Here is a 22,730-nt window from a genome sequence, read left to right as displayed (position 1 = left end):
TATAATTTTATATATATTCTGAATATTCTTTATAAAGAAGGAGGGGGAATGTTGGAAGCTTTCGTAAATTGGTTAAATAATATTGTTTGGAGTCCAGCACTTGTTTATTTATGTTTAGGAGTAGGTTTATATTTTTCCATTCGAACGAGGTTTTTACAAGTAAGGCATGTAGGCGAAATGGTGAAGCTGACATTTCAAGGTGAAAAATCAGAGGCTGGTGTTTCTTCATTCCAAGCGTTAGCACTTTCGTTATCAGGGCGCGTTGGGACAGGGAATATAGCTGGGGTAGCAACAGCGGTTGCATTCGGTGGACCAGGAGCTGTATTTTGGATGTGGGCAGTGGCCTTTTTAGGAGCAGGATCAGCTTATGTAGAATCTACATTAGCACAAATATATAAGACGAAACATCAAGGGCAGTTTCGTGGTGGACCTGCTTATTACATTGAAAAAGGTTTAGGTGTGAAATGGTATGCATTAGTATTCGTTGCAGCGACAATTCTTGCAACGGGGCTTTTACTACCAGGTGTGCAAGCAAATAGTATTGCTGTAAGTTTAGAAACAGCTTTTGGAATTAACACTACCGTATCAGGGGCTTTATTAGTTGTTATATTAGCTCTTATCATCTTCGGTGGAGTAAAGCGAATTGTTAACGTGGCACAAGTTGTCGTACCGTTTATGGCAGTTGGTTATATTTTAGTAGCTTGCGTTATTGTTGCTATGAATATTGAAAAGTTGCCAGAAGCATTTATGTTAATTATAAGAAGTGCTTTTGCATTAGAGGCGGCTTTCGGTGGTATTATCGGTTTAGCAATTTCTTGGGGAGTAAAACGTGGTATTTATTCCAATGAAGCAGGGCAAGGAACTGGACCACATGCAGCAGCTGCTGCGGAAGTATCACATCCAGCTAAGCAAGGTTTAGTGCAAGCATTTTCCGTTTACATTGATACATTATTTGTTTGTTCAGCAACAGCATTTATGATGATTATTACAGGCATGTATAACGTATTTGATGCAAGCGGAAAAAACTTTATCGTAAATAAATTAAATGGTGCTCAGCCAGGACCGGGATATACACAGGCAGCGGTAGAATCTGTTTTCCCTGGATTTGGAAACGGTTTCGTTGCAATTTCGTTACTATTCTTTGCATTTACAACAATTATGGCGTATTACTACATTGCAGAAACGAATATCGCGTACTTAAATCGTGATAAAGACCGCCCTTGGTTGTCTATGGTACTAAAGTTTGTATTTTTAGGAGCTGTATTCTACGGCTGTATAAAAACAGCAGCAACAGCTTGGGCTTTAGGTGATATCGGTGTAGGAATTATGGCATGGGTAAATATCATTGCGATTTTACTATTACAAAAACCTGCATTAGTTGCATTAAAGGATTATGAAAAGCAGAAAAAAGAAGGAAAAGATCCGGTATTCAATCCAGGGCCATTAGGAATTAAAAATGCTGATTTCTGGGAGCATGAATACGGGAAAGATAAGAAAGAAGAAGTATCTTAATCGAATAGAAATGGAGAAGCAAAGGGAAATCCCTTTGCTTTTTTTATGGGCAAAAATGAAGGGAGAAGTTATTTTTGGGACTGTTTTTGAATATAAAAAGAATGTACATGCTTTGTTAGGGGAAGGAGGGGGAGAGTATGTTGATAGAGTTTCGTAATGTAAATAAATATTATGGCAACTTTCAAGTTTTAAAAGATATTAATGTGCAAGTGAAAAAAGGGGAAGTGGTAGTAGTTGTTGGTCCTTCAGGATCAGGAAAAAGCACGTTGCTTCGGTGTATAAATCAGCTAGAGACAATTACAGATGGAGAGTTACTTGTACAAAATACGGAGGTACACAATACAAAAACAGATATGAATGAATTACGCCGGAATATTGGGATGGTCTTTCAACATTTTTATTTATATCCACATAAAACGGTTCTTCAAAATATTACACTAGCACCGATTAAAGTAAATAAAGTTTCAAAAGAGGAAGCTGAGCAAACAGCGATGTTTTATTTAGAGAAAGTAGGAATTCCGGAGAAGGCTAGTGTATACCCGCATCAATTATCCGGAGGACAACAGCAAAGGGTAGCGATTGCTAGGGGATTGGCAATGCAGCCGGAAATTATGCTATTTGATGAGCCTACGTCTGCTCTTGATCCGGAGATGATTGGGGAAGTACTTGATGTTATGAAAACACTAGCTAAAGAAGGAATGACAATGGTCGTTGTCACGCATGAGATGGGATTTGCGCGAGAAGTAGCAGATCGGATCTTATTTATGGATGATGGTCAAATTATTGAAGATACGACACCAACACAATTTTTTGCAAATCCTGAACAGGAAAGAGCTCGTCTATTTTTAAGCCGAGTGTTAAATCATTAAAGGAGGAATTTCATGCTTAAAATGAAAAAGCTGTTTACCTTAATCGTATTCTCATGTTTATTCGTACTTGTCGTTGCCGGATGCGGAAGTAAAAAAGATGAGGCGAAAGAAACGAATACGAAGCAAGGTGGGGCTGTTGAGCAAATTAAAAAGCGCGGGAAACTAGTAGTTGGGGTGAAGAATGATACGAACTTATTTGGATTAAAAAATCCTTCCACTGGGCAGGTAGAAGGATTTGATGTTGATGTCGCGAAAGCACTTGCGAAAAAAATTCTCGGAGATGAAAAGAAACTAGAATTAAAAGAAGTAACATCTAAAACGCGTATTCCACTATTGAAAAACGGTGATATTGATGCAATTATCGCAACAATGACAATTACAGAAGAACGTAAAAAAGAAGTGGATTTTTCAGATGTATATTTTAAAGCGGGGCAATCGTTACTTGTGAAAAAAGGGAGCGATATTAAAAGTATTGATGATGTGAAAAAGGGTGTGAAAGTGTTAGCTGTAAAAGGTTCAACGTCTACAAATAATATTCGTCAAAAGTCACCAGAAGCGACTGTATTAGAATTTGAAAATTACAGTGAGGCATTTACGGCGTTAAAAGCGGGGAAAGGCGATGTTTTAACGACAGATAATGCAATTCTTTACGGCATGGCAAAACAAGATTCAAATTATGAAGTTGTAGGGAAAATTTTTACGGATGAACCGTACGGAATTGCAGTGCAAAAAGGTGCAGATGATTTGACGAAAGAGATTAATAGCTTACTAAAAGATATGAAAGCGAATGGGGAATACGATAAATTGTATGAAAAATGGATTGGACAAAAACAAGAGAAGTAAAGTGAAACTTTAATTAGTGGGGCTTTATTTCTAGTGAATAGTAACAGTGAGAGGATGAGGGATGCTCATCCTCTTCTTGTAAAGAAAGAGGGGAGAATATGTGCCTGATTTTTCTATATTAACGAATAACATTGATATGTATTTAGAAGGCTTTAAGTATACAGTTATGTCTAGTGTAATTGCATTAATAGGAAGCTTTATTTTAGGAGTAATTTTGGCTGTAATGCGTATTGCACCTATTCGTATTTTAAATTGGATAGGATCAGCTTTTGTGGAGTTTGTAAGAAATATTCCACTTGTATTAATTGCATTTATATTCTATTTTGCTTTACCTGTAATAGGAATTACTTTAAATGGTTTTGTAGCAGGAACAGTTACGCTTACCGTATATACGGCAGCGTTTATTGCGGAAGTTATTCGCGCTGGTATTTTATCAGTGGCAAAAGGCCAAATGGAAGCAGCACGTTCCTCAGGATTGACTTATACGCAAGCAATGTACCATATCGTTTTACCCCAAGCGATGAAAATCGTAATTCCTCCTCTAGGAAATCAATTTCTCAATTTAGTAAAAAACTCTTCCATACTCGGAATTATCGCTGGTACGGATTTAATGTATCAAGGAGACTTAATTTCAACGAAGACATTGGTTACGTTCGACGTCTATATATTTGTCGGGATGTTTTATTTAATATTAACAATTCCGCTCAGTATGCTAGTGCGTTATTTAGAAAAACGCTTAGCAAAGGAGGCGGTGTAAATGGATTTTAAGGGAGCAATTACAGGAGATCATATTCTGTTTTTATTAAAAGGATTACTTATAACGCTAGAGGTAGCGCTCGTAGCGATTGTACTTAGCTTTATTATTGGTAGTGTAATAGGGATATTGCGGTATATGAAAATACCTATGGTCTCACAAGTATTAGGAATTATCGTTGAAGTAATTCGAAATTTACCACTACTTTTAATTATATTTTTCACGTATTTTGCACTTCCAGAAGCAGGCTTGAAATTAGAAATTATAACAGCTACAATTGTTGCTTTAACAATATTTGAAGCAGCAATGATATCTGAAATTGTTCGAAGTGGTTTATTATCTATTGAAAAAGGACAGATTGAGGCTGCAAGATCTTCAGGATTAACGTATGTTCAAGCGCTTTGGCACATTATTTTACCACAAGCATTAAGAAGAATGGTCCCGCCGCTTGTTAGTCAGTTTATTTCATTGCTGAAAGATACATCATTAGCAGTTGTTATATCACTGCCAGAGCTTATGCATAATGCTCAAATTATTAGCGGACAGAATGTGAATTATATGATTCCAACGTTTATAGTAGTAGCTTGTATGTACTTTATCATAAATTATAGTTTATCAATTTTATCGAGAAGATTAGAAATTCGTTAACCTTTACAATATATGTAAAGGTTTTTCCTTGTTTCTCCTTATTTTCCTTTAATTATAATCTAAATCTCGCGATAATTCGATTTTTTATATTGTTTTATCAGAAAAGTTTTAATTTTATATAGAAATTGTAATCGCTTTCGTGTATATTTTTATTATCAGAAAATTTTAACAAGATATAGGGGTATCGGTAGGGGGAGGATTTAGATGCAGCAATCAACGAATGAGAAATTACATCGTACGATGAAGAGTAGACATTTATTTATGATCGCACTAGGTGGTGTAATCGGGACTGGTTTTTTCTTAGGTTCAGGTTATACCATTAATCAGGCTGGACCAGGGGGAGCCATCCTTTCATATTTAGTGGGCGGATTTATTATGTATTTAACAATGCTTTGTCTTGGAGAGTTAACGGTAGCAATGCCGGTTTCAGGTTCTTTCCAAAAGTATGCGACGAAGTTTATTGGGCCAGGAACGGGCTTTATGATTGGCTGGCTATATTGGCTTGGCTGGGCAGTGACAGTAGGACTAGAATTAACGTCAATCGGTTTAATGATGAAAAGATGGTTTCCGAATGTTGATGTTTGGGTATGGTGTCTCGTATTCGGCGTTATTCTATATGCGTCAAACGCAATTTCGGCGAAAAGTTATGCTGAATTAGAATTTTGGTTCTCTAGTATTAAAGTAGTGACAATTCTTGCGTTTGTTGTTCTTGGTGGTGGTGCATTATTAGGGTTTATATCATATGACGGAAAAGAAGCAGCACCTCTTTTCTCTAACTTTGTAAGCGATGGTGGATTATTCCCGAATGGACTAGCTGCCGTATTACTTACAATGATTACGGTTAACTTCTCATTCCAAGGAACAGAGTTAATCGGGATTGCAGCGGGAGAAAGTGAAAATCCAGAAAAAACAATTCCACGTGCAATTCGTAATACAGTATGGCGCATTATGTTATTCTTCATTTTAACAATGACGATTTTAGTAGGATTAATTTCTTGGAAAGAAGCAGGGGTAATTGAAAGTCCATTCGTAGTCGTATTTGATAAAATCGGTATTCCATACGCAGCTGATATTATGAACTTCGTTATTATTACAGCGTTACTATCTGTAGCGAATTCAGGATTATATGCGGCAACTCGTATATTATGGTCACTTGCAAATGAAGGAATGGCACCAACATCTTTCAAGAAAGTAAATAAACGAGGTATTCCAATTACAGCGCTAGTCGTAACAATTGCGGTAGCAGGGCTATCTTTATTCACAAGCTTCCTTGCAGAAGATACAGTATACATGTACTTATTATCTATAGCTGGTTTATCAGCTGTTTCAAGTTGGATCATTATTGCTTTATCGCAACTTCGCTTTAGAAGTCAGTATATAAAAGGCGGAGGAAAGTTAGAGGACTTAAAGTATAGAACGCCGTTATATCCAATTGTTCCTATTTTAGCTTTAATTACAAATAGCATCGTTGTTATTAGTTTAGCGTTTATTCCAGAACAAAGAATGGCGTTATACTGTGGTATTCCATTTATCATTTTCTGCTATATATATTATTATATGAATAAGAAACGGAAGAAGCCGATGAAAGTGGAGATGGAAGCGAAGTATGAAAATAAAAATTAAGCATGATGGTATAGAGGCAGATTTATCGTATGGTCCATTAGCGATTGGAAAAGAAAATGGGTATTCACCGTTACAATTACTCGTTTCTTCTATCGCAGGATGTAGTGCAATTGTCTTTCAAACAATTTTAGAAAAGAAACGTATTACATACGATACGTTTACAATTGAAACTGAAATTGGTAGAAGTGAAGCTTTATCCAAACCAGTTGAAAGTGTTCATTTGCACTATAAAATTAAAGCCCAAAACATTACAGAAGAGCAGTTGGACAAGGCGCTGCAACTTGCAGTGAAAAATTGTACGATTGTTCAATCGGTAAAAGATAGTATAAAAGTTACGGAAACAATTGAACTAATAAAGTGAAACATAAAAACGTGAGAATACGGCTCTCACGTTTTTATGTTTTAGAGAGAGGAGAAAGTGTAATGGAATGTTTAGGATGTAAATTAGCCAACGAAGAAGAAATTATATATAGAATATATGAAGATGACTATGTAACATGTTTTTTAGATCATGAACCTTTTTATCCAGGTCATACTTTAATTGTGCCAAAGCAGCATGTTGTAGAAGTGGACGAATTAGATGATATTGTAGCAAAATCCATTATGGATGCTTCTAAACTGATTGCAAAAGCGATTAAGCTATTATATAAACCAGATAGCGTTACAATTTGTCAAAATGGTGGAATCTTTAATGAGTTAACGCATTATCATATGCATGTCGTACCGAGATATAAAGAGCGCTCGTTTGCCGAGTTTTATACGGTAGAATTAGGAGAAAAGAAGAATTATAACTTGGAAGAGACAAAGTATTTGTTACAAGAAGCGATAGAGCAAATGCTGTTTACTGAAAAGGCGTAAGAGGGGTTTTCTTAAGGGAACAATCAGGGAAATTCTAATAAACAAAAGCCCAATTTCTCAGTTAAAATAGAGAAATTGGGCTTTTGTTTATTCTATTATTAAATTTTATATATAAAGGGATTTTGTAGTGTCACAAAGTATATCGCCCATTCGTTATATAGAGTGAGAGGAGGAATTATATGAAAGTCACAAACAACGATTATGAAAAGATGGAAGAGCTATACGAGTTGTACGAACAAAAAATTTATTATGTAGCGTATTCTATTTTAAATAATATTCAGCAGGCTGAAGATGCGGTTCAAGAGACGTTTATTACTCTTTATAAAAACTTGGAAAAGCTCCATAGCTTGGCTACTCAAGAGCTTAAACGCTACATTTTGAGGATCGCGAAAAACAAGGCGATTGATAGTTACAGGAAAAATAAACGACATGAAACATTTTTAGAAGAATATGAAAGAGAATCAATCGAAGCAGTAGACGAAAATATTGAAGAGTGGGAAAAACGTAAAATGTCTGAGGTTCAAATTGATACATTGCTAACAGAATTAAGTGAATCTAACAGACAGGTGTTTAAGTATAAAGTCTTCTATAACTTAACGTATCAAGAGATTTCAAGTGTTATGGGAATAACCGAGGGTAATGCCCGCAAGCAGTTTGAACGCGCTCGAAAACGAGTCCAAAATATGATAGGAGGTATACAACATGACGAATTCAAAGAACTCCAAAGAAATATATGAACTTGCTGAAAAAATTGCTTTAGATGATTTTGATAAACTCGAAGAACAACATGAATTTTCACATACATATACGCGCAAAAAGAAATTGTTTATGGAGGAAATGAAGTTGAAAGATGGACAACCGCAGAAAAAGCGTAAAAAACATCGTATGTTAATCGCTGCTGCTTGCTTATTGATTGGTATGCCGACAACCGTTTTTGGTGCAGTGAAAGTCTATAATATGATTGTTCAAAAACAAAATTATGAAGTAAATGTTTCGGTAACAAATAAGGACTCGAAAAAGGCTGATAAGTGGTATAAGTTGAAACTGGGTAAATTACCAGAAAATATGGAAGCAATCGATGAAACTGCTATGAAATATTCCTTTAAAGATAACTACGCAAAGGGTGGATTTTCATTCATTCTTTGGAGAGTAGGAAAAGATTCGAACTTTAAAACGCTGTACTCAAAAAGCTACGAAGAGAAAGAGATAAATGGCAAGAAAGCAGTGATTGTCAATAAAGAAAATGGAAACCACAATTTAGCGTTTAACAGAGAGGTCTTTCTCTTTTTTGAGAAAGAAGGGATTATGTTAGAAAGTTATATTGGATCCGATGTAAATGAAGAACAAATGATGGATGTGTTAGGGAGTATTTCACTTGAGCCTACGTCAAAAGAAAAGGCATCAGATATAACAGATTATGATAAAAAGTATTTTAGCCAAGCAGATGAACCGAAAAAAACTAAAGTGATTCCTTTGAAAAAAGATAGTAAACGACTATTTCATATAGGGCAAAAGGTTCCAGTAACGATATCTATGGATAACAGCCAAATTGAATATGTGATAGAAAAAGTTGAAGTCTTTGATTCAATTAAAGATTTTAAACAAGAGAACTTTAATGAACTTGGCCTAGAGATATTAAGCAAGAATAAGGCTTTAGATCAGACGGGAAAATTACTATCGTACAGACGAGATGAATATAAATTAGGGAATGGTAAAGATTCAATTGATACATTAGTAGATTCGAAATTAGTTAATGTTAAATTTGTCTACTTAACAACAACAGTGAAAAATATTGGTAAAAAGCCGACAGAAGAAATCTATATGCATCCATCCATAAAACAGCTTAAATTTGAAGGGAATGCATGGAAATACGCTAAAGAAGAGGGAATGGACGCAACGCGTATTATGACAGGTGAAGTTGATTATTTAGAACCTCACGGAGATGGAAAAAGTTTTTACAATATTGGCAGTATCCGACCAGGACAAACGATGAAAGTAAACTTAGGTTATTTTGTAGATGAGGATAAACTAGATTCAATCTTCCTTGATGCTTTCCATTACAGAGGGAATGGTGGCACTGAAAATATGAATGCGGAATATCGTTGGTGGATTGATATTCGTCAATAGTAACAAAGAGACTAACAAGCTGCTTATATTTAGCAGCTTTTTTCGTCTTCATACATATGTAAAATTTCTTTCGCACGTATACGTAAACCATGTATCAATTCTTTCGGTTCTAACACTTTTGCATCTTTTCCAAGTCTATAAAATAAAGGCGTAATAAAATTAATTTCACCTTTATCAATTGTTGAATGTATATATCCTGTCCCGTCTTCGTTTGCTACAACGAATTCTTCAAGGTAAGGCACGCTTTTACATTGGCGTACACCTTCTGTCGTCAGTAAAACATGTAACTGAGTAGGACTATGTATTACGTTAGAGTTAGAGGCAAACCACTCTTCTAAATTCATGAATGTATCTTCAGTTTTTTCTGTTGATAATATAGAAAGAATACGATCAACGCGATACAGTAATACTTTTTTTCTACTGAAGTCATAGGATGGTAAGTACCATAGCCCATCATGAGCGTATACACCGATAGGATGAACATGTTTTATTTTTATCCCCGATTTAGATTCGTATTGAAAGTGTAAATTTTTATTTTCAATAGCCGCAGTTAGTACTTCGTTTAAAAGAGGTGTATTAATTGTTCTCTTCGGATTCCAAAACGCGATATAAGAACGTATTTTATCAACTTTCGCTTTCGCATCATGTTGTAGAGAGCTGTACAGTTTATGAGTAACAGAATTGATTTCTGTATTAAAAGGTAAGTTTCTGTAGTAGCTTAAAGATTGAAATGCAAAAAAGATGGAGACTGCTTCTTCTTCCGTAAATAAAATAGGAGGAATGACTCTATTTGTTAATACTTTATATCCTCCGTTGCGACCCTGTTCTGCATAAATAGGTAAACCCATATCACTTAAATCTACAATGTATCTATGGACAGTACGAACGGAAATATTAAATTCGTCAGCTATTTCTTGAGCTGTAAATGTCTTTTTGGCAGAAGCGAATATAAGAATATCTAATAAGCGTTTAGCTTTGGACAAATGTATCACCTTTTTCTTTTTAACATGACATAAAGTGTCATGTTTTACTGTTAGTATATTGTTTACATCATAATGTTATCAAGATGAGATGCAAGGAGGAAAAGAGATGTCACGTGAAATTGTTTTATTTATAGCCGCTAGTTTGGATGGATATATTGCGAAAGAAAATGATGATTTAGAGTGGTTAATGGAAACCGAAGGAGAGGGAGATAACGGTTATACGGAAATGTATGAAACGATTGATACAATAATTATGGGAAAGAAAACGTACGACTATGTAGTAGAGCATACAGACACATTCCCGTACTTAGATAAAGCATGTTATGTTTTTTCTCGTTCAGAAAAAGGTTCAGACGGAAACGTGGAGTTTGTAAATGAAGATATAGTGGAGTTTACTAAAAGGTTAAAAGCACAAGAAGGATCTAAAATATGGATGGTCGGTGGAGGGAGTTTACTGAAAGAGTTCTTTAAGAATAATCTAATTGATGAATATATCGTTACGATTACACCGCATATATTAGGTTCTGGAGTTCCTTTATTTCAAGACAAGAATCCAGAAATTAATTTAATTTTAACGAATACGAAACGTTTTGGACAATTTGTAAATTTATATTATAAAGTGAAACTTTAATCCCCACTGATTATTAGTTGAACCAATCGGACTTTTAGGGGGCAGTTGATCCCCCAACTAACTTCTTTGCTTTCGCTGAATTTTGAGTTGGGGGTTTTACTGCCCATTAAAGCGGGATAAAGTAAAATGATAAAGAAACACGACTACCATCAATAGTCGTGTTTTTGTATAGATGGCAATGAAATAATAAAGCAAGACCCATGATCGACTTCGCTCGTTACAGTAATATTCCCGCCGTGTAGTTCTACAATTTCTTTCACGATAGATAGTCCTAAACCAGTTCCGCCTGTAGCTCGTGATCTTGCTTTATCAACTCGATAAAAACGGTCGAAAATGTGAGGGAGGTCTTCAGGCGGAATACCTTCGCCTTCATCTTCAATTGTAATGGAAATACGTTTATGTTCTTCTGTAACAGAAATATTTATATGAGAATGCTCTTGTGAATGTCTATAAGCGTTATTTAAAATGTTTACTACAACTTGTTCAAATCGCTGTTCATCTAAGTTTACTACTAGTGTAGAAGGACAAGAAAAAGAAACTGTAATGTATCTTTCTTTATACATGGCATTTACTTTTTCAGCTATGCGAGTAAGGAAGGTGTGTAAATGTACTTCCTTTACTTGAATAGAAAAGTTATGTTGTTCCATTTGTGCAAGTGAAAATAAATCTTGAACTAAGTTCGTAATATAATCAGACTCATCTTTTATAATAGATAAATATCGTAAACGTTGCTCAGGAGATGTGTTTTCCTTTAAAGCAATGTCAGCATAACCTCTTACGTATGTTAGCGGTGTTCGTAATTCATGAGCAACACTTGCTAGAAATTCACTTCGCTCTGTTTTCATATAATGTAAATCATTAGCAAGCGTTTGAATAGATGAGGTTAGTTCACCAATTTCATCATTTCGACTAGTCGTTAATGAAACAGATAAATCGCCTTTACTCATTTTTTCAGTGGCATGTTTCATGTGTAACAATGGTTTTGTTAACAACCGTGATAAGAGAAAGATGGTGATGGCTGTTAATAGAAACGTAATGACTCCGGCAATAATGAATTGTCTTGTTAGTCCGTTAACCATTTCCTCGATTGATTCCGTTCCGAGAAACATATATACGTAGCCTACTGTTTTTCCTGCGACTATAATTGGACTAACTGTACATATATAATTAGATGTTTTCCAATGATTCTCTATAATTGCTCCGTCATGATCTGTCCGTGTTTGCATCTTTTCAATATGCTTTTTTATAGTAGTAGTTATTTCGTTGGATTTAGCTAGCACATCCTTATTGGCATTTGTAATAACGACAGTGGTTTCGGCTTCGGATTCCATTAGTGCAACATGGGAGATTGTTTGCTTATCAAAATACTTTTCAAGGACATCTCGGTGACTATTTCCACGCTTTAATAAAGCTGCCATTTCTTCATTTACTCTATTGTTGACAAGACTATAATAAAGCAAGACAAATAGAACACTTTCGATTAAAAGTGTAACAATTAAAAAATAAAATCCGAGCTGAATAGAAATTCGCTTCATTGCTTTGCTCCTTAATCTACAGTATCAACCCATCGATATCCGACTCCGTAAACAGTTTTTAAATGATGATCAATAGGGAAATTTACTTTTCGTAATTTATCACGCAAATTACGAATATGTGAATCAACTGTTCTATCTTCTGTATTTGTATTTAATCCCCAAATTCGTTCAATGAGCTGATCGCGGCTTAATACGTAGTTCACATGACGTAAAAATAATCCGAGTAAAGAGAATTCGATTGGAGTGAGAAGAAGTTCTTCATTATAGACAGAAACGAAATGCTTTGCCTCATCCCATAAAATACCGTGATATTGGATTTGCGCGTGTTGATTCGTTCGCCTTAAAACAGCTTCAATTCTTGCGAAAAGCTCTTCTTCATGGAAAGGTTTCGTTACATAATCATCCGCTCCAAGTTTTAATCCTTGGATGACATCTACCGTTTGATCACGAGCTGTTACCATAATGATGGGAACGTTACTAAAGGATCGAATTCTTTTGCACGTTTCCCACCCATCCATCTTTGGCATCATAATATCGAGTAAAACAAATTTGAAGTTTCGATTTTCTATATGTGAAATAGCTTCTTCCCCGGATACTGCACATACGCAGTTGTATCCGATTGGAGTAAGATAAAGCGTTAATAATTCAAGCATTCTCGGCTCATCATCTACGAGTAGTATATCGACCATAGAGTACCTCCGCATTTGTAGTTATTAATTAAATTGTAAGTCAAAATCATGAAGAAATGGTGCAGATTATCATGCATCTGCATAATTTCTTCAGAATTGCTTGTTATTGTAAAGTTGAAATTTCATTTTAGGTAATCATATTGGCTCGAAAATGATTTATACGGAGGCGGTATAGTGAAAAAGGTGACCCGAATCTTTGGGATAACAATAATTACAGCAGTTGGTCTTGCTGCATGTGGACAAACGAACACGGATCATAAAAATCATGAATCTAAAGAAGAGAAAAAAACAGAGCAAAAGGAAATGAAAATGAATCAGGAGGTAACTGCGCCGAAAGAAATGAACGAAGGTGCATCGAATGATTTATTAACGACAAGTTTAAAAAATGTAACGAGATTAAACACAAACGATCCACTGCAAATGGCAGTAGTAACTTCGCAAACGATATGGCCAGCAACGCATAAAGAGAATCAGCCAGGCGCTGTTATTTTAGTGCCAGTAAACGAGTGGCAATTAGGTATTGCGAGCGCGGATCTTATTCACCATCCGAATAACGGGCCAATTTTATTTATAGAAAAAGAAAAGGTACCCGAAATGACGTTAAAAGAAATAAAACGATTAAATCCGCTCGGAACGAAAGATGGAACACAAATTATGGTGATGGGGGATGTAGGTCCATCTATCCTTGAGCAATTAAAAGCATATAAAGTAAAGCAAATAAAAGAAGCGGATCCAGCTACATTTGCTAAAGATGTGGATAAAGAATATGCCGATATAACAGGTAGCTATCCAAACAGTGTTATTATCGGTTCGTCTGAAGAAGAAGGGCGTTTATATACAACACCAGCTGTAAATTGGATTTCTCATATGCCAGAACCGCTTTTATATACAGAAAAAGATAAAGTGCCAGAAGCGACGATAGAGGCATTAAAAATGAGAAAAGATAAAGCAAATATATATTTACTAGGACCAGAAAAAATCGTTTCAAAAGAAGTAGAAAAAGAGTTAAGTAAATACGGGAAAGTAACGCGTATTAGTGGAGAGACTCCAGTAGAAAACTCTATCTCATTTGCGAAGTTTAAAGATGAAAAAACGGAATTTGGCTGGGGATTCACAAAAACAGGCCACGGTTTATCATTTGTTTCAAGTAAAACACCAGACTTAGCAGTTGCAGGGGCACCTTTTTCTCATATGGGTAAACACGCACCTGTTGTATTGTTAGAAGAAGGGAAAGCTTCACAGCCAGTGTATGAATTCCTTGCTAGTATTCAGCCGAAGTTTAAAGATGACCCAACACTTGGACCGTATAACCACGGCTTCTTATTAGGAAGTACGAGTGATATTTCATTTGAAACACAAGGTATACTGGATGAAAGGTTAGAGATTGTTCAGGAAAGTGGTCAAGGGCACGGTGGACATTAATGAAATGAGAAAAGACGCTATGAAGGTAGCGTCTTTTTTTAGGAAACTTTTACATAGCAAAAATCTCTCTACTCGTTATATAATAGCCTTCGTGCAGTCGGTCTAGATTTTCTTATGGAGAAAATCAAATGATAAAAGAGTAGAGGAGTGGTATTTTGTTTCAAACCATAAAAAATGACTGGTTCTCCAATGTGAAAGGGGATGTGCTGTCAGGAATTGTTGTTGCTTTAGCGTTAATTCCTGAAGCGATCGCTTTCTCAGTTATTGCAGGTGTGGATCCGACTGTTGGACTATACGCAGCCTTTTGTATTGCAGTTACCATTTCATTTGTTGGCGGAAGAATTGGGATGATTTCAGCTGCAACAGGTGCAATGGCATTGTTAATGGTGACGCTCGTGAAGGATCACGGTTTGCAATACTTATTTGCTACAACAATATTAACGGGTATTGTCCAAATTATTTTTGGCGTGTTCAAACTGAGCTCATTTATGAAGTTTGTTCCTAAATCTGTTATGAGTGGTTTTTTAAATTCACTTGGAATTTTAGTTTTTACAGCGCAATTACCACATTTTAAACATGCAACTTGGCAAATGTATGCACTTGTCGCATTAGGACTTGTAATTATATATGTATTTCCACGTATTACGACGGCTGTACCGTCTACACTTATTTCCATTATTATTGTGACAAGTATTGCACTTATGAGCGGATTGCAGTTAAAAACAGTAGGAGATATGGGAAGCTTGCCGAAAGAATTACCGTTCTTTAGCATTCCTGACGTACCTTTTACACTTGAGACGTTAGGGATTATTTTACCGTACGCAGTTATGCTTGCAATTATCGGTTTACTAGAGTCATTATTAACAGCTTCAGTTTTAGATGATATGACGCATACGGACAGTAATAAACATAAAGAAGCACGTGGGCAAGGTATTGCAAATATTGTCGCTGGTTTCTTCGGAGGAATGGCAGGATGTGCAATGATTGGACAATCTGTTATTAATATTAAATCAGGTGGACGAGGTCGTTTATCGACATTTGTAGCAGGCGGGTTTTTAATCGTATTACTATTCGTTTTAGGTGATTATGTTGTTCATATTCCGATGGCAGCTTTAGTTGCAGTTATGATCATGGTTTCAATTGGAACATTTGATTGGAACTCTGTAACAACGATTCATAAAGTACCAAAAGGAAACGCATTTGTTATGATCGTAACAGTTGTGATTGTCTTAATTACACATAATTTAGCACTAGGTGTAATTATCGGAACAGTAATTAGTGCGGTTTTATTTGCTTTCAATATGGCAAAGATTCACGTGAAACATTTATATATTGAAAATAAGAAAATATACGAAATTCATGGTCAACTTTTCTTTGCATCTACAGCGGACTTCATAAATCATTTTTCATTTGAGGAAGATGTAAAAGAAATTGAGTTGAATTTTACTCATGCACACGTATGGGATGATTCAGCGGTAGCCGCAATTGATAAAGTTATCATGAAGTATGAACAAAGTGGCGTGAAAGTAAGTATAACGGGATTAAATGAACGAAGCTCGAAGATTATTTCAAACTTAGCTACTTATAATAAAAGAATTGCTAGTTAGAAGCCTCCTTTTTAGGGGGCTTTATTATATAATACGGGTAGGATAACGAAAAGGGGATTCAGCATATGTACAAACAAATTATATTAGCATGTGACGGTTCTGAACATGCACTTCGAGCAGCGGAACATGCAACATATATTGCGAAATGTAGCGAAGAAACAAATGTTGAAGTTGTGTACGTAGTAGATAATAGAACGGCAAAATCAGATATTATACAAGGTCAAACAGATCTAGAAACAATATCGGCTAGTCGAAAAGATAAATTAAAAGAGATTGAAGGTTTATTAAAGAAAGAGAACATTTCTTATAAAATTACGATATTACATGGCGATCCAGGAGATACGATTGTTCAATATGTAAATACAGGAGACATAGATCTTGTTATCGCTGGAAGTAGAGGATTAAATACACTGCAAGAGATGGTGCTTGGTAGTGTAAGTCATAAAATAGCAAAACGAGTGAAATGCCCGGTGATGATTATTAAATAAATTGAGTGAGATACTCTGTAGTGTAAGCAGGACTTTGATATAATTCAAGGTCCTTTTTGGTGTATAAAAGGGGAAGGTATGGACATACTAGATACATAAGTTTTAGAAAATGTTAACTTACAAATTTGTAAGTTTGTTGTCAGAAAAATCGATGTTATGAAATTTTTCCCATTGGTAAAATAAGAGTATCAAAGGGGAGATAGGGAGGATGGAAGTAATGAAATCATTGCAAAATTTATCATATAGTCAAGGGGTAAGCTTAATTTGTTTAGGCGGATTTGCTGCATCTGTTACGTTAGCTGTTGTAATAAAGATGATTCATCAAATCTTTTAATCTTAGAGTAGGAAAGGAATTGGTTGTTATTAATAGTAAGAGAAGGATGGTAAATAAAAAATAGCTCCTAGCATGTATCTTAGTGCTAGGAGCTATTTTCTTATTTCTCTGTTTCTGCTTTATCGCTTGTTACGCTAACTTTACCCCACTTGTATTGATCTTCTGGTGTATATTTATAATCTTTTACGCGATTATTTACACCTTTTAAGTCAAACTTATAATGAAGTGGAATTAATGGTACTTCATCGTGAACTAATTTTTGCCATTTATCGTAGACATCTTTACGGTATTTTTCATCAGCAGCTTCTTTAGAAATACCCTGTTTTAATAATTCTGTGTTTTTGTCAGTAGCCCAACGTGTGTAATTGAACGGTGCGTTTTTAGCCCAAATACCAGAAGGGTCTGGATCAGATGCAGTTCCCCAAGCAGCAGCGAAAAGGTCAACCTTTGGATCATCTTTTTTAATCATATCATAGAATGAGTTGAATTCGTGTAAGCGACCATCAAGAAGTTCTACTTTTAGGCCGATGTCTTTCCAAGATTGAATAAAGAATTTTGCAAGTGGTTCACTCACATCGCTACCACTCATTGATAAGAAATTAGCTTTAAATTCTTTACCATTCGGATCTTCACGGAATCCATCTCCGTTCGTATCTTTATAGCCAGCTTCATCTAATAACTTTTTAGCTTTCTCTACATCTTTATCATAGGCACCAATTTTATTGTTATGATATTTTGGTAGAGATGGTGGAATTGGTGAGTTAGCCGGATAACGTAGGCCGTGATATAATTTTTCGCCAATTTCTTTTCGATCAATAGCATAAGCCATTGCTTGACGTACACGAACATCTTTAAACTTATCCTTATCCATCACTACTTCTTCTTTTTCTTTATCCATATGACCTAATTTAAAGCCGATATAACTATAGTATAAATCGGTTTTACCAACTAATTGTGCATTTTTTAATTTACTCACATTTGGATATTGATCTGCACTTACTTCAGCAATGTCAATATCACCATTTTTTAAGGACGCGTTAACAATGGAAGGGTTAACAACTTTTAAAACCATACTTTTCAGTTTTGGTTTTCCGCCATAATAGTCATCAAAACGTTCAAATTCAACGGATTCTCCAGGAGTGATTTTCTTCACTTTAAAAGGTCCGAAACCAATTGGGTTTTTACGGATTTTATCAGATTCTGCTAATTTATCGATTGGTACATCTCCTAAGTATTTCTTATGAAGAGGGTATGTCCAAAGCCCAGTTTTCACTGAAGGATTCGGTTCTTTAAACGTAATCGAAATTGTTTTTGGATCCGTTACCTTGATACCTGAAATTTTTTCAGCTTTTCCATTATGATAATCTTCCATACCTTCAATCATTTGCATTTGAGTGTCATAGCGAGAACCAGCATATTGTTTGCTACCAATTACTAGATAAGAGTATTCTAAATCCTCAGCGGTAACAGGGTTTCCATCATGCCATTTTACATTATCTTTGATTTTTAATGTAATTGTCTTTTTATCTTTAGAAATTTCATATGTAGCAGCGCCATCATTCGTGTATTCCCAGTTTTCGTCATTTGATAATAAAGATTCATCGAAAATGGTAATGACTTGGTTATCAGGATCTCCTTCATATACAGCGAAGTTCAAAAGTCCTTCAAATGGTGTGTTAGAAACAAGACCATATGTTAATGAACCATCTTTCACTTCTTTTTTATCATTTTTAACATTTGTACTAAATTTATTTGTATCTACTTTTTTTGTGCTGCTCGTTTTTTCACTACCACCACTGCCCCCACATGCTGAAAGTAGTAATGTTGAAACCGCAAGTGTACTTAATACTTTAAAAAATTTTGGCTTATTCATCATTTCTTCCACCCCTTATCCTTTTCTTTGTCTTGCGTCGGCCGAACGGCGTAGCGCTTGACCAATAAAATTTATACACAGCATCAATGTTAAAATCATGATTGATGCGGGTAACCAAATCCACCATTTCTCTTGTAATACATCTGGATTTCTAGCATAACTAACAAGTGTACCAAGGCTTGGTGTACTCTCTGGTAGGCCAAAACCTAAGAAAGTTAAACCAGATTCAATACCGATGTTTCCAGCAAGATTTAATGTAACGCTAACAATGATAATTGAACTTAAGTTAGGTAGTACTTGGAAAAGAATGATTTTCCAGTTTGGTGTTCCTAAAGTTTTAGATGCTGAGACATAATCTAGTTCTTTTTCAGTTAATACTTTTGAGCGAATTAATCTGGCCTTTCCTGTCCATAGGAACACGCTCATAATTAAAATGAAAGTAAAAATATTGAATGTAGGAACAAGTGTAATAAATACAATTACAAGCATTAAAAATGGTAAAACCATAACAAAGTCGATAACGCGCATAATGATATTATCAATAGCTCCTCCAAAATAACCGGCAATTAATCCAATTGAAAGACCAATTAAACAAGAAAGAATAGTAATTGCTAATCCAATTGTAAATGAGTTACGTGTACCAATAATAAGTTGACCGAAAATATCGCGTCCTCCGTAATCTGTTCCTAACCAATGTTCAGCAGAGGGAGGAGCATAAATAGCGAATAAATCAACTCGTACAATATCTTCTTGTTTCATAATAAAAGATGTTGCGTAGACTGCTAGTAATAAGATTGCTAGGAAAAAAAGTGAAAACATTGCTAATTTATCTTTACGAAGTTCTCGCCACATAATAGAGAAACCGGAAGGGCTTTTTTCGTAATGAATAACTTCAGTTTGTTTTTCGGGTTTTGCTAACATAATGTTTCTTCACCTCCATTAATCAATACGAATACGTGGATCGACGATGCTTAGAATAATATCTGAAAGGAGAGTTCCAAGTAACGTTGCAAATCCAGTAAACATAACGAGTGCAGTTATTACACTAAAATCGCGTTGAGAGATAGATTGTATAAATAGTTGCCCAATTCCTGGATAGCTAAAAATACTTTCTAAAAAGATGGCACCCCCAACTAATCCTGTAATTTCATAGCCTAAGAAGGCTGCAATTGGTAAGAATGAATTTCGTAAAATATGTCTAGAATAGATTTTTGATTCTGGAACACCTTTTGCTCTTACTGTACGTACAAAATCTTTATGTTTCGTATCAATAATTTCGCTTCGTAAATATTGAACAGTACCAACTGTTGCAATTAATGCCCCGGATAAAGCTGGTAGTAGCATGTGATTCAATTTGCTTAAATAGTAAGCAAATGTACCTGTTGCAACTTGAGGATCTACGCTACCGCCGGTTGGGAATATTGCAAACTTAAATCCAAATAGGAAGAGCATAACTAGTGCAAATATAAATAGTGGTGTAGCGAAACCTAGATAGTTGTAAATGGTAATGAGTCGATCAGCCCATGTATCATTCCACCGTCCACTTATAACTCCCAGTGGTATGGCAATTAAATAAGTAAGAATAAGAATGACAAGTGCTAAAGATACTGTATTTCCAAGTCGTTCTCCAATTAACTCGGTTACTTTCATTTTATGTGCATAGGAAATACCAAAGTCACCTTGGACTGCATTTTTAATCCAGCGAACATATTGTGTTGGAACTGGGTCATTTAATCCAAGCTTTTCACGTTGTTCTTCAATTACTTTTGGATCCGCTTTTGGATTCATTGCTCTGCCGGTTAAGGCATCGCCTGGCATTGCTTTAGCTAGTAGAAAGACAAGTACACTTAACACGAATAATTGCGGGATCATTACTAAAAATCTCCGTAATATAAACTTCCACATGATTTATCACTCCCTTATGGTAATGCCACCCGATGCGTTGGCGAGATTGGTTTTAAATCGTAAGCACGACCGTTTTCATTGAAATAATTTTCATATGATTTTTCGTATTCAGTGCTGACCTCACGACGTAATTTACGTTGTTGTTCTCGATTTTCAGGACGAATATCAGGAATTGCTGATATGAGGCGCTTCGTATAAATATGTTGCGGATTACTGTATATTTCTGCACTAGTTGCTTCTTCGACGATACGTCCGCGATACATAACACCGATACGATCACACATATGACGAATTACACCTAAATCATGACTAATGAATAAGTACGTTAGTCCGAGCTCAGCTTGTAAATCTTGCAAGAAGTTTAATACTTGAGCTTGTACAGAAACATCTAGTGCTGATACAGGTTCATCAGCGATAATAAGCTTCGGTTTTAATGTAAGAGCGCGTGCAATACCAATCCGCTGCCTTTGCCCACCGGAAAATTCATGTGGATATTTATAAATTGACTCTGGATTTAGACCAACTTTATCAAGATATTCTTGAACTGCTCTACGTTCTTCATCAGGTGAGAGCTTCTCAAAATTTCGAAGAGGCTCAGCAATAATGTCGAGAACACGTTTCTTAGGATTTAATGATGAATACGGATCTTGGAAAATCATTTGAATATCTTTTCGTTGTTCACGTAGCTCAGAGCGACTTAACTTTGTTAAATCTCTATTATTAAAATGAATGCTACCCTCTGTTGCTTTCGTTAAATGCATAATTGCTTTACCCGTTGTTGATTTGCCACTTCCTGATTCACCAACGATCCCGTATGTTTCACCCGGTTGTAATTCAAAACTTACACCATCGACAGCACGTACGTAATCTAATGTGCGGCCGAAGAAACCACCTTTAATTGGGAAATGTACTTTTAAATCTTCTACTTTAAGCAGTGCCATGAGTTACGTCATCTCCTTTCTTATCTTGGAAGTTGAAATGCTTGTAGCAAGTACAACGCACCCAGTGGTCTGGTTTTACTTCATGTAAAATTGGATTTTCCTCGTGCTGATCAGGTCTAATCCATGGAATTCGAGCTTGGAAGCGGCAACCTGTGCGAGGAAGTTTCGCTAACGTAGGAACGACCCCTTGAATTACGTGCAATTTTTCTTTTTCACCATACGCAGATGGAATGGAGTTTAATAGAGAACGAGTATATGGGTGAAGAGGGTTGTTAAAAATCTCTTCAACTTTTCCTGTTTCTACAACTTGTCCAGCATACATAACGACGATACGATCGGCTGTTTCTGCGACAACACTTAAATCATGAGTAATTAAAATAATGCCCATTTTCGTTTGTTCTTGAATAGACTTTAGTAAGTCTAAAATTTGTGCTTGGATGGTTACGTCAAGAGCCGTTGTTGGCTCATCTGCAATAATGAGTGCTGGGTTACAAGCGATTGCAATTGCGATAACAATTCTTTGTCTCATTCCGCCAGATAATTCGTGTGGGTATTGTTTATATGTAAGTTCTGGTTTTGGAATACCAACTTGATGAAGTAGTTCTAAGGTGCGTTCTTTCTTTTCAACTTTTGAAAGGCTTGTGTGGTAGTCTAAGTTTTCTTCGATTTGCTTTCCAACTGTCATAAGAGGATCGAGTGCTGTAAGAGGTTCTTGGAAAATCATACCGATGTTTGATCCGCGTACTTTATTCATCTCTGCGGCTGACATAGTTAGTAAATCCTTATCTCTATAGTTAAGCTGCCCTTTTAATTTTGTATTTGCTTCATTATGCAATCGCATAATAGAAAGGGCAAGTGCACTTTTTCCGCAACCTGATTCACCAACTATCGCGACAATTTCATTTTCATGGACAGTTAACGAAACATCATCTACTGCTGCATGATAGTGATCTTGTATGCGAAAGGAAGTCTGTAAGTTTTCAATGCGAAGAAGTGGATTCTTCATGGCTATCCCTCCATCTTTTCAGAAAAGACTAAATATTTTGTATGTTGTTGTTATTTTAATATAAAATGACAATGTTTGACAA

General features: G+C 35.7%; 22 protein-coding genes and 1 pseudogene. 15 read left to right on the top strand and 8 right to left on the bottom strand.

The annotated features are described in order from the left end of the window. The first annotated feature begins 51 nt into the window (after positions 1 to 51). The 10 genes and pseudogenes from AC1Q8N_RS24195 (at position 52) to AC1Q8N_RS24150 (ending at position 9,234) form a co-directional block, all read left to right on the top strand. On the top strand, positions 52 to 1,512 hold the full coding sequence (locus tag AC1Q8N_RS24195; RefSeq protein WP_493521407.1) for an alanine/glycine:cation symporter family protein: 1,461 nt from the start codon (positions 52 to 54) through the stop codon (positions 1,510 to 1,512). Next, positions 1,457 to 2,381 (top strand): annotated as a pseudogene (locus tag AC1Q8N_RS24190) (amino acid ABC transporter ATP-binding protein). Before AC1Q8N_RS24195 ends, AC1Q8N_RS24190 begins: the two are co-directional and overlap by 56 nt. A 12-nt stretch (positions 2,382 to 2,393) precedes the next feature. Then, complete coding sequence (glnH, locus tag AC1Q8N_RS24185) at positions 2,394 to 3,224, top strand: glutamine ABC transporter substrate-binding protein GlnH (protein WP_000916483.1); 831 nt, start codon at positions 2,394 to 2,396, stop codon at positions 3,222 to 3,224. Positions 3,225 to 3,324: 100 nt separating this feature from the next. Continuing rightward, entirely contained in the window at positions 3,325 to 3,981 is a 657-nt protein-coding gene (locus AC1Q8N_RS24180; RefSeq protein ID WP_048541718.1) for an amino acid ABC transporter permease, read from the top strand. Next, positions 3,982 to 4,626 (top strand): amino acid ABC transporter permease, encoded by a 645-nt coding sequence (locus AC1Q8N_RS24175; RefSeq protein WP_493521406.1) that lies wholly within the window; start codon positions 3,982 to 3,984, stop codon positions 4,624 to 4,626. 204 nt (positions 4,627 to 4,830) lie between these two features. Continuing rightward, a complete protein-coding gene (locus tag AC1Q8N_RS24170; RefSeq protein WP_098132096.1) occupies positions 4,831 to 6,249 on the top strand; it encodes an amino acid permease in 1,419 nt (472 codons plus the stop codon). Continuing rightward, positions 6,233 to 6,610 (top strand): OsmC family protein, encoded by a 378-nt coding sequence (locus tag AC1Q8N_RS24165; protein WP_048541724.1) that lies wholly within the window; start codon positions 6,233 to 6,235, stop codon positions 6,608 to 6,610. Before AC1Q8N_RS24170 ends, AC1Q8N_RS24165 begins: the two co-directional genes overlap by 17 nt. Before the next feature lie 62 nt (positions 6,611 to 6,672). Beyond that, positions 6,673 to 7,107, top strand: a complete 435-nt coding sequence (locus AC1Q8N_RS24160) for an HIT family protein (RefSeq protein WP_098132097.1) — start codon at positions 6,673 to 6,675, stop codon at positions 7,105 to 7,107. Positions 7,108 to 7,286: 179 nt separating this feature from the next. Then, complete coding sequence (locus tag AC1Q8N_RS24155) at positions 7,287 to 7,844, top strand: RNA polymerase sigma factor (RefSeq protein ID WP_048541728.1); 558 nt, start codon at positions 7,287 to 7,289, stop codon at positions 7,842 to 7,844. Next, positions 7,810 to 9,234: a DUF4367 domain-containing protein gene (locus AC1Q8N_RS24150; RefSeq protein WP_048541730.1), complete on the top strand. Its 1,425-nt coding sequence runs from the start codon at positions 7,810 to 7,812 to the stop codon at positions 9,232 to 9,234. Before AC1Q8N_RS24155 ends, AC1Q8N_RS24150 begins: the two co-directional genes overlap by 35 nt. 29 nt (positions 9,235 to 9,263) lie before the next feature. On the opposite strand, the gene AC1Q8N_RS24145 is transcribed toward AC1Q8N_RS24150, so the two are convergent. Further along, on the bottom strand, positions 9,264 to 10,217 hold the full coding sequence (locus tag AC1Q8N_RS24145) for a helix-turn-helix transcriptional regulator (RefSeq protein WP_048541732.1): 954 nt from the start codon (positions 10,215 to 10,217) through the stop codon (positions 9,264 to 9,266). A gap of 106 nt (positions 10,218 to 10,323) precedes the next feature. Between AC1Q8N_RS24145 and AC1Q8N_RS24140 the strand changes: the two genes are divergently transcribed. Next, positions 10,324 to 10,848 carry a dihydrofolate reductase family protein gene (locus tag AC1Q8N_RS24140; RefSeq protein ID WP_048541734.1) on the top strand — a complete coding sequence of 175 codons (525 nt, stop codon included), beginning with the start codon at positions 10,324 to 10,326 and terminating at the stop codon, positions 10,846 to 10,848. A 149-nt stretch (positions 10,849 to 10,997) separates the two neighbouring features. Here the strand turns inward: AC1Q8N_RS24140 and AC1Q8N_RS24135 are convergent, their stop codons facing one another. Together AC1Q8N_RS24135 and AC1Q8N_RS24130 are read right to left on the bottom strand one after the other, a co-directional pair. Next, entirely contained in the window at positions 10,998 to 12,383 is a 1,386-nt protein-coding gene (locus AC1Q8N_RS24135; protein WP_098132100.1) for a sensor histidine kinase, read from the bottom strand. Between the two features lie 11 nt (positions 12,384 to 12,394). Further along, a complete protein-coding gene (locus AC1Q8N_RS24130) occupies positions 12,395 to 13,072 on the bottom strand; it encodes a response regulator transcription factor (RefSeq protein ID WP_098079410.1) in 678 nt (225 codons plus the stop codon). 174 nt (positions 13,073 to 13,246) lie between these two features. Between AC1Q8N_RS24130 and AC1Q8N_RS24125 the strand changes: the two genes are divergently transcribed. The 4 genes from AC1Q8N_RS24125 to AC1Q8N_RS24110 all read left to right on the top strand — a co-directional run bounded on the left by AC1Q8N_RS24125 (position 13,247) and on the right by AC1Q8N_RS24110 (position 16,923). Further along, entirely contained in the window at positions 13,247 to 14,494 is a 1,248-nt protein-coding gene (locus AC1Q8N_RS24125; protein ID WP_098630995.1) for an ArsR family transcriptional regulator, read from the top strand. 155 nt (positions 14,495 to 14,649) lie between these two features. After that, positions 14,650 to 16,101 (top strand): SulP family inorganic anion transporter, encoded by a 1,452-nt coding sequence (locus AC1Q8N_RS24120; protein WP_098630993.1) that lies wholly within the window; start codon positions 14,650 to 14,652, stop codon positions 16,099 to 16,101. Positions 16,102 to 16,166: 65 nt separating this feature from the next. Beyond that, on the top strand, positions 16,167 to 16,589 hold the full coding sequence (locus AC1Q8N_RS24115) for a universal stress protein (RefSeq protein WP_000277996.1): 423 nt from the start codon (positions 16,167 to 16,169) through the stop codon (positions 16,587 to 16,589). Positions 16,590 to 16,797: 208 nt separating this feature from the next. Next, positions 16,798 to 16,923 (top strand): DUF4027 family protein, encoded by a 126-nt coding sequence (locus AC1Q8N_RS24110; RefSeq protein ID WP_000453510.1) that lies wholly within the window; start codon positions 16,798 to 16,800, stop codon positions 16,921 to 16,923. 100 nt (positions 16,924 to 17,023) lie between these two features. Here the strand turns inward: AC1Q8N_RS24110 and opp4A are convergent, their stop codons facing one another. The 5 genes from opp4A to AC1Q8N_RS24085 are packed head-to-tail and all read right to left on the bottom strand — an operon-like array spanning position 17,024 to position 22,648. After that, the gene (gene opp4A / locus AC1Q8N_RS24105) at positions 17,024 to 18,796 is read right to left on the bottom strand and encodes an oligopeptide ABC transporter substrate-binding protein (RefSeq protein ID WP_048541830.1); all 1,773 of its coding nucleotides are present in this window, start codon (positions 18,794 to 18,796) and stop codon (positions 17,024 to 17,026) included. Between the two features lie 15 nt (positions 18,797 to 18,811). Then, complete coding sequence (locus AC1Q8N_RS24100; RefSeq protein WP_048541744.1) at positions 18,812 to 19,717, bottom strand: ABC transporter permease; 906 nt, start codon at positions 19,715 to 19,717, stop codon at positions 18,812 to 18,814. Between the two features lie 18 nt (positions 19,718 to 19,735). After that, the gene (gene opp4B, locus AC1Q8N_RS24095; RefSeq protein ID WP_048541746.1) at positions 19,736 to 20,701 is read right to left on the bottom strand and encodes an oligopeptide ABC transporter permease; all 966 of its coding nucleotides are present in this window, start codon (positions 20,699 to 20,701) and stop codon (positions 19,736 to 19,738) included. 14 nt (positions 20,702 to 20,715) lie between these two features. Then, the gene (locus AC1Q8N_RS24090) at positions 20,716 to 21,642 is read right to left on the bottom strand and encodes an ABC transporter ATP-binding protein (RefSeq protein WP_048541747.1); all 927 of its coding nucleotides are present in this window, start codon (positions 21,640 to 21,642) and stop codon (positions 20,716 to 20,718) included. Then, the gene (locus tag AC1Q8N_RS24085; RefSeq protein ID WP_048541749.1) at positions 21,629 to 22,648 is read right to left on the bottom strand and encodes an ABC transporter ATP-binding protein; all 1,020 of its coding nucleotides are present in this window, start codon (positions 22,646 to 22,648) and stop codon (positions 21,629 to 21,631) included. Before AC1Q8N_RS24085 ends, AC1Q8N_RS24090 begins: the two co-directional genes overlap by 14 nt. Positions 22,649 to 22,730 lie beyond the last annotated feature (82 nt).

The organism is Bacillus sp. GW823-FHT06B01 (assembly GCF_058952315.1).
Note: the sequence above shows the minus strand (reverse complement) of the source record. Positions and strands in the feature narration are given on the sequence as shown.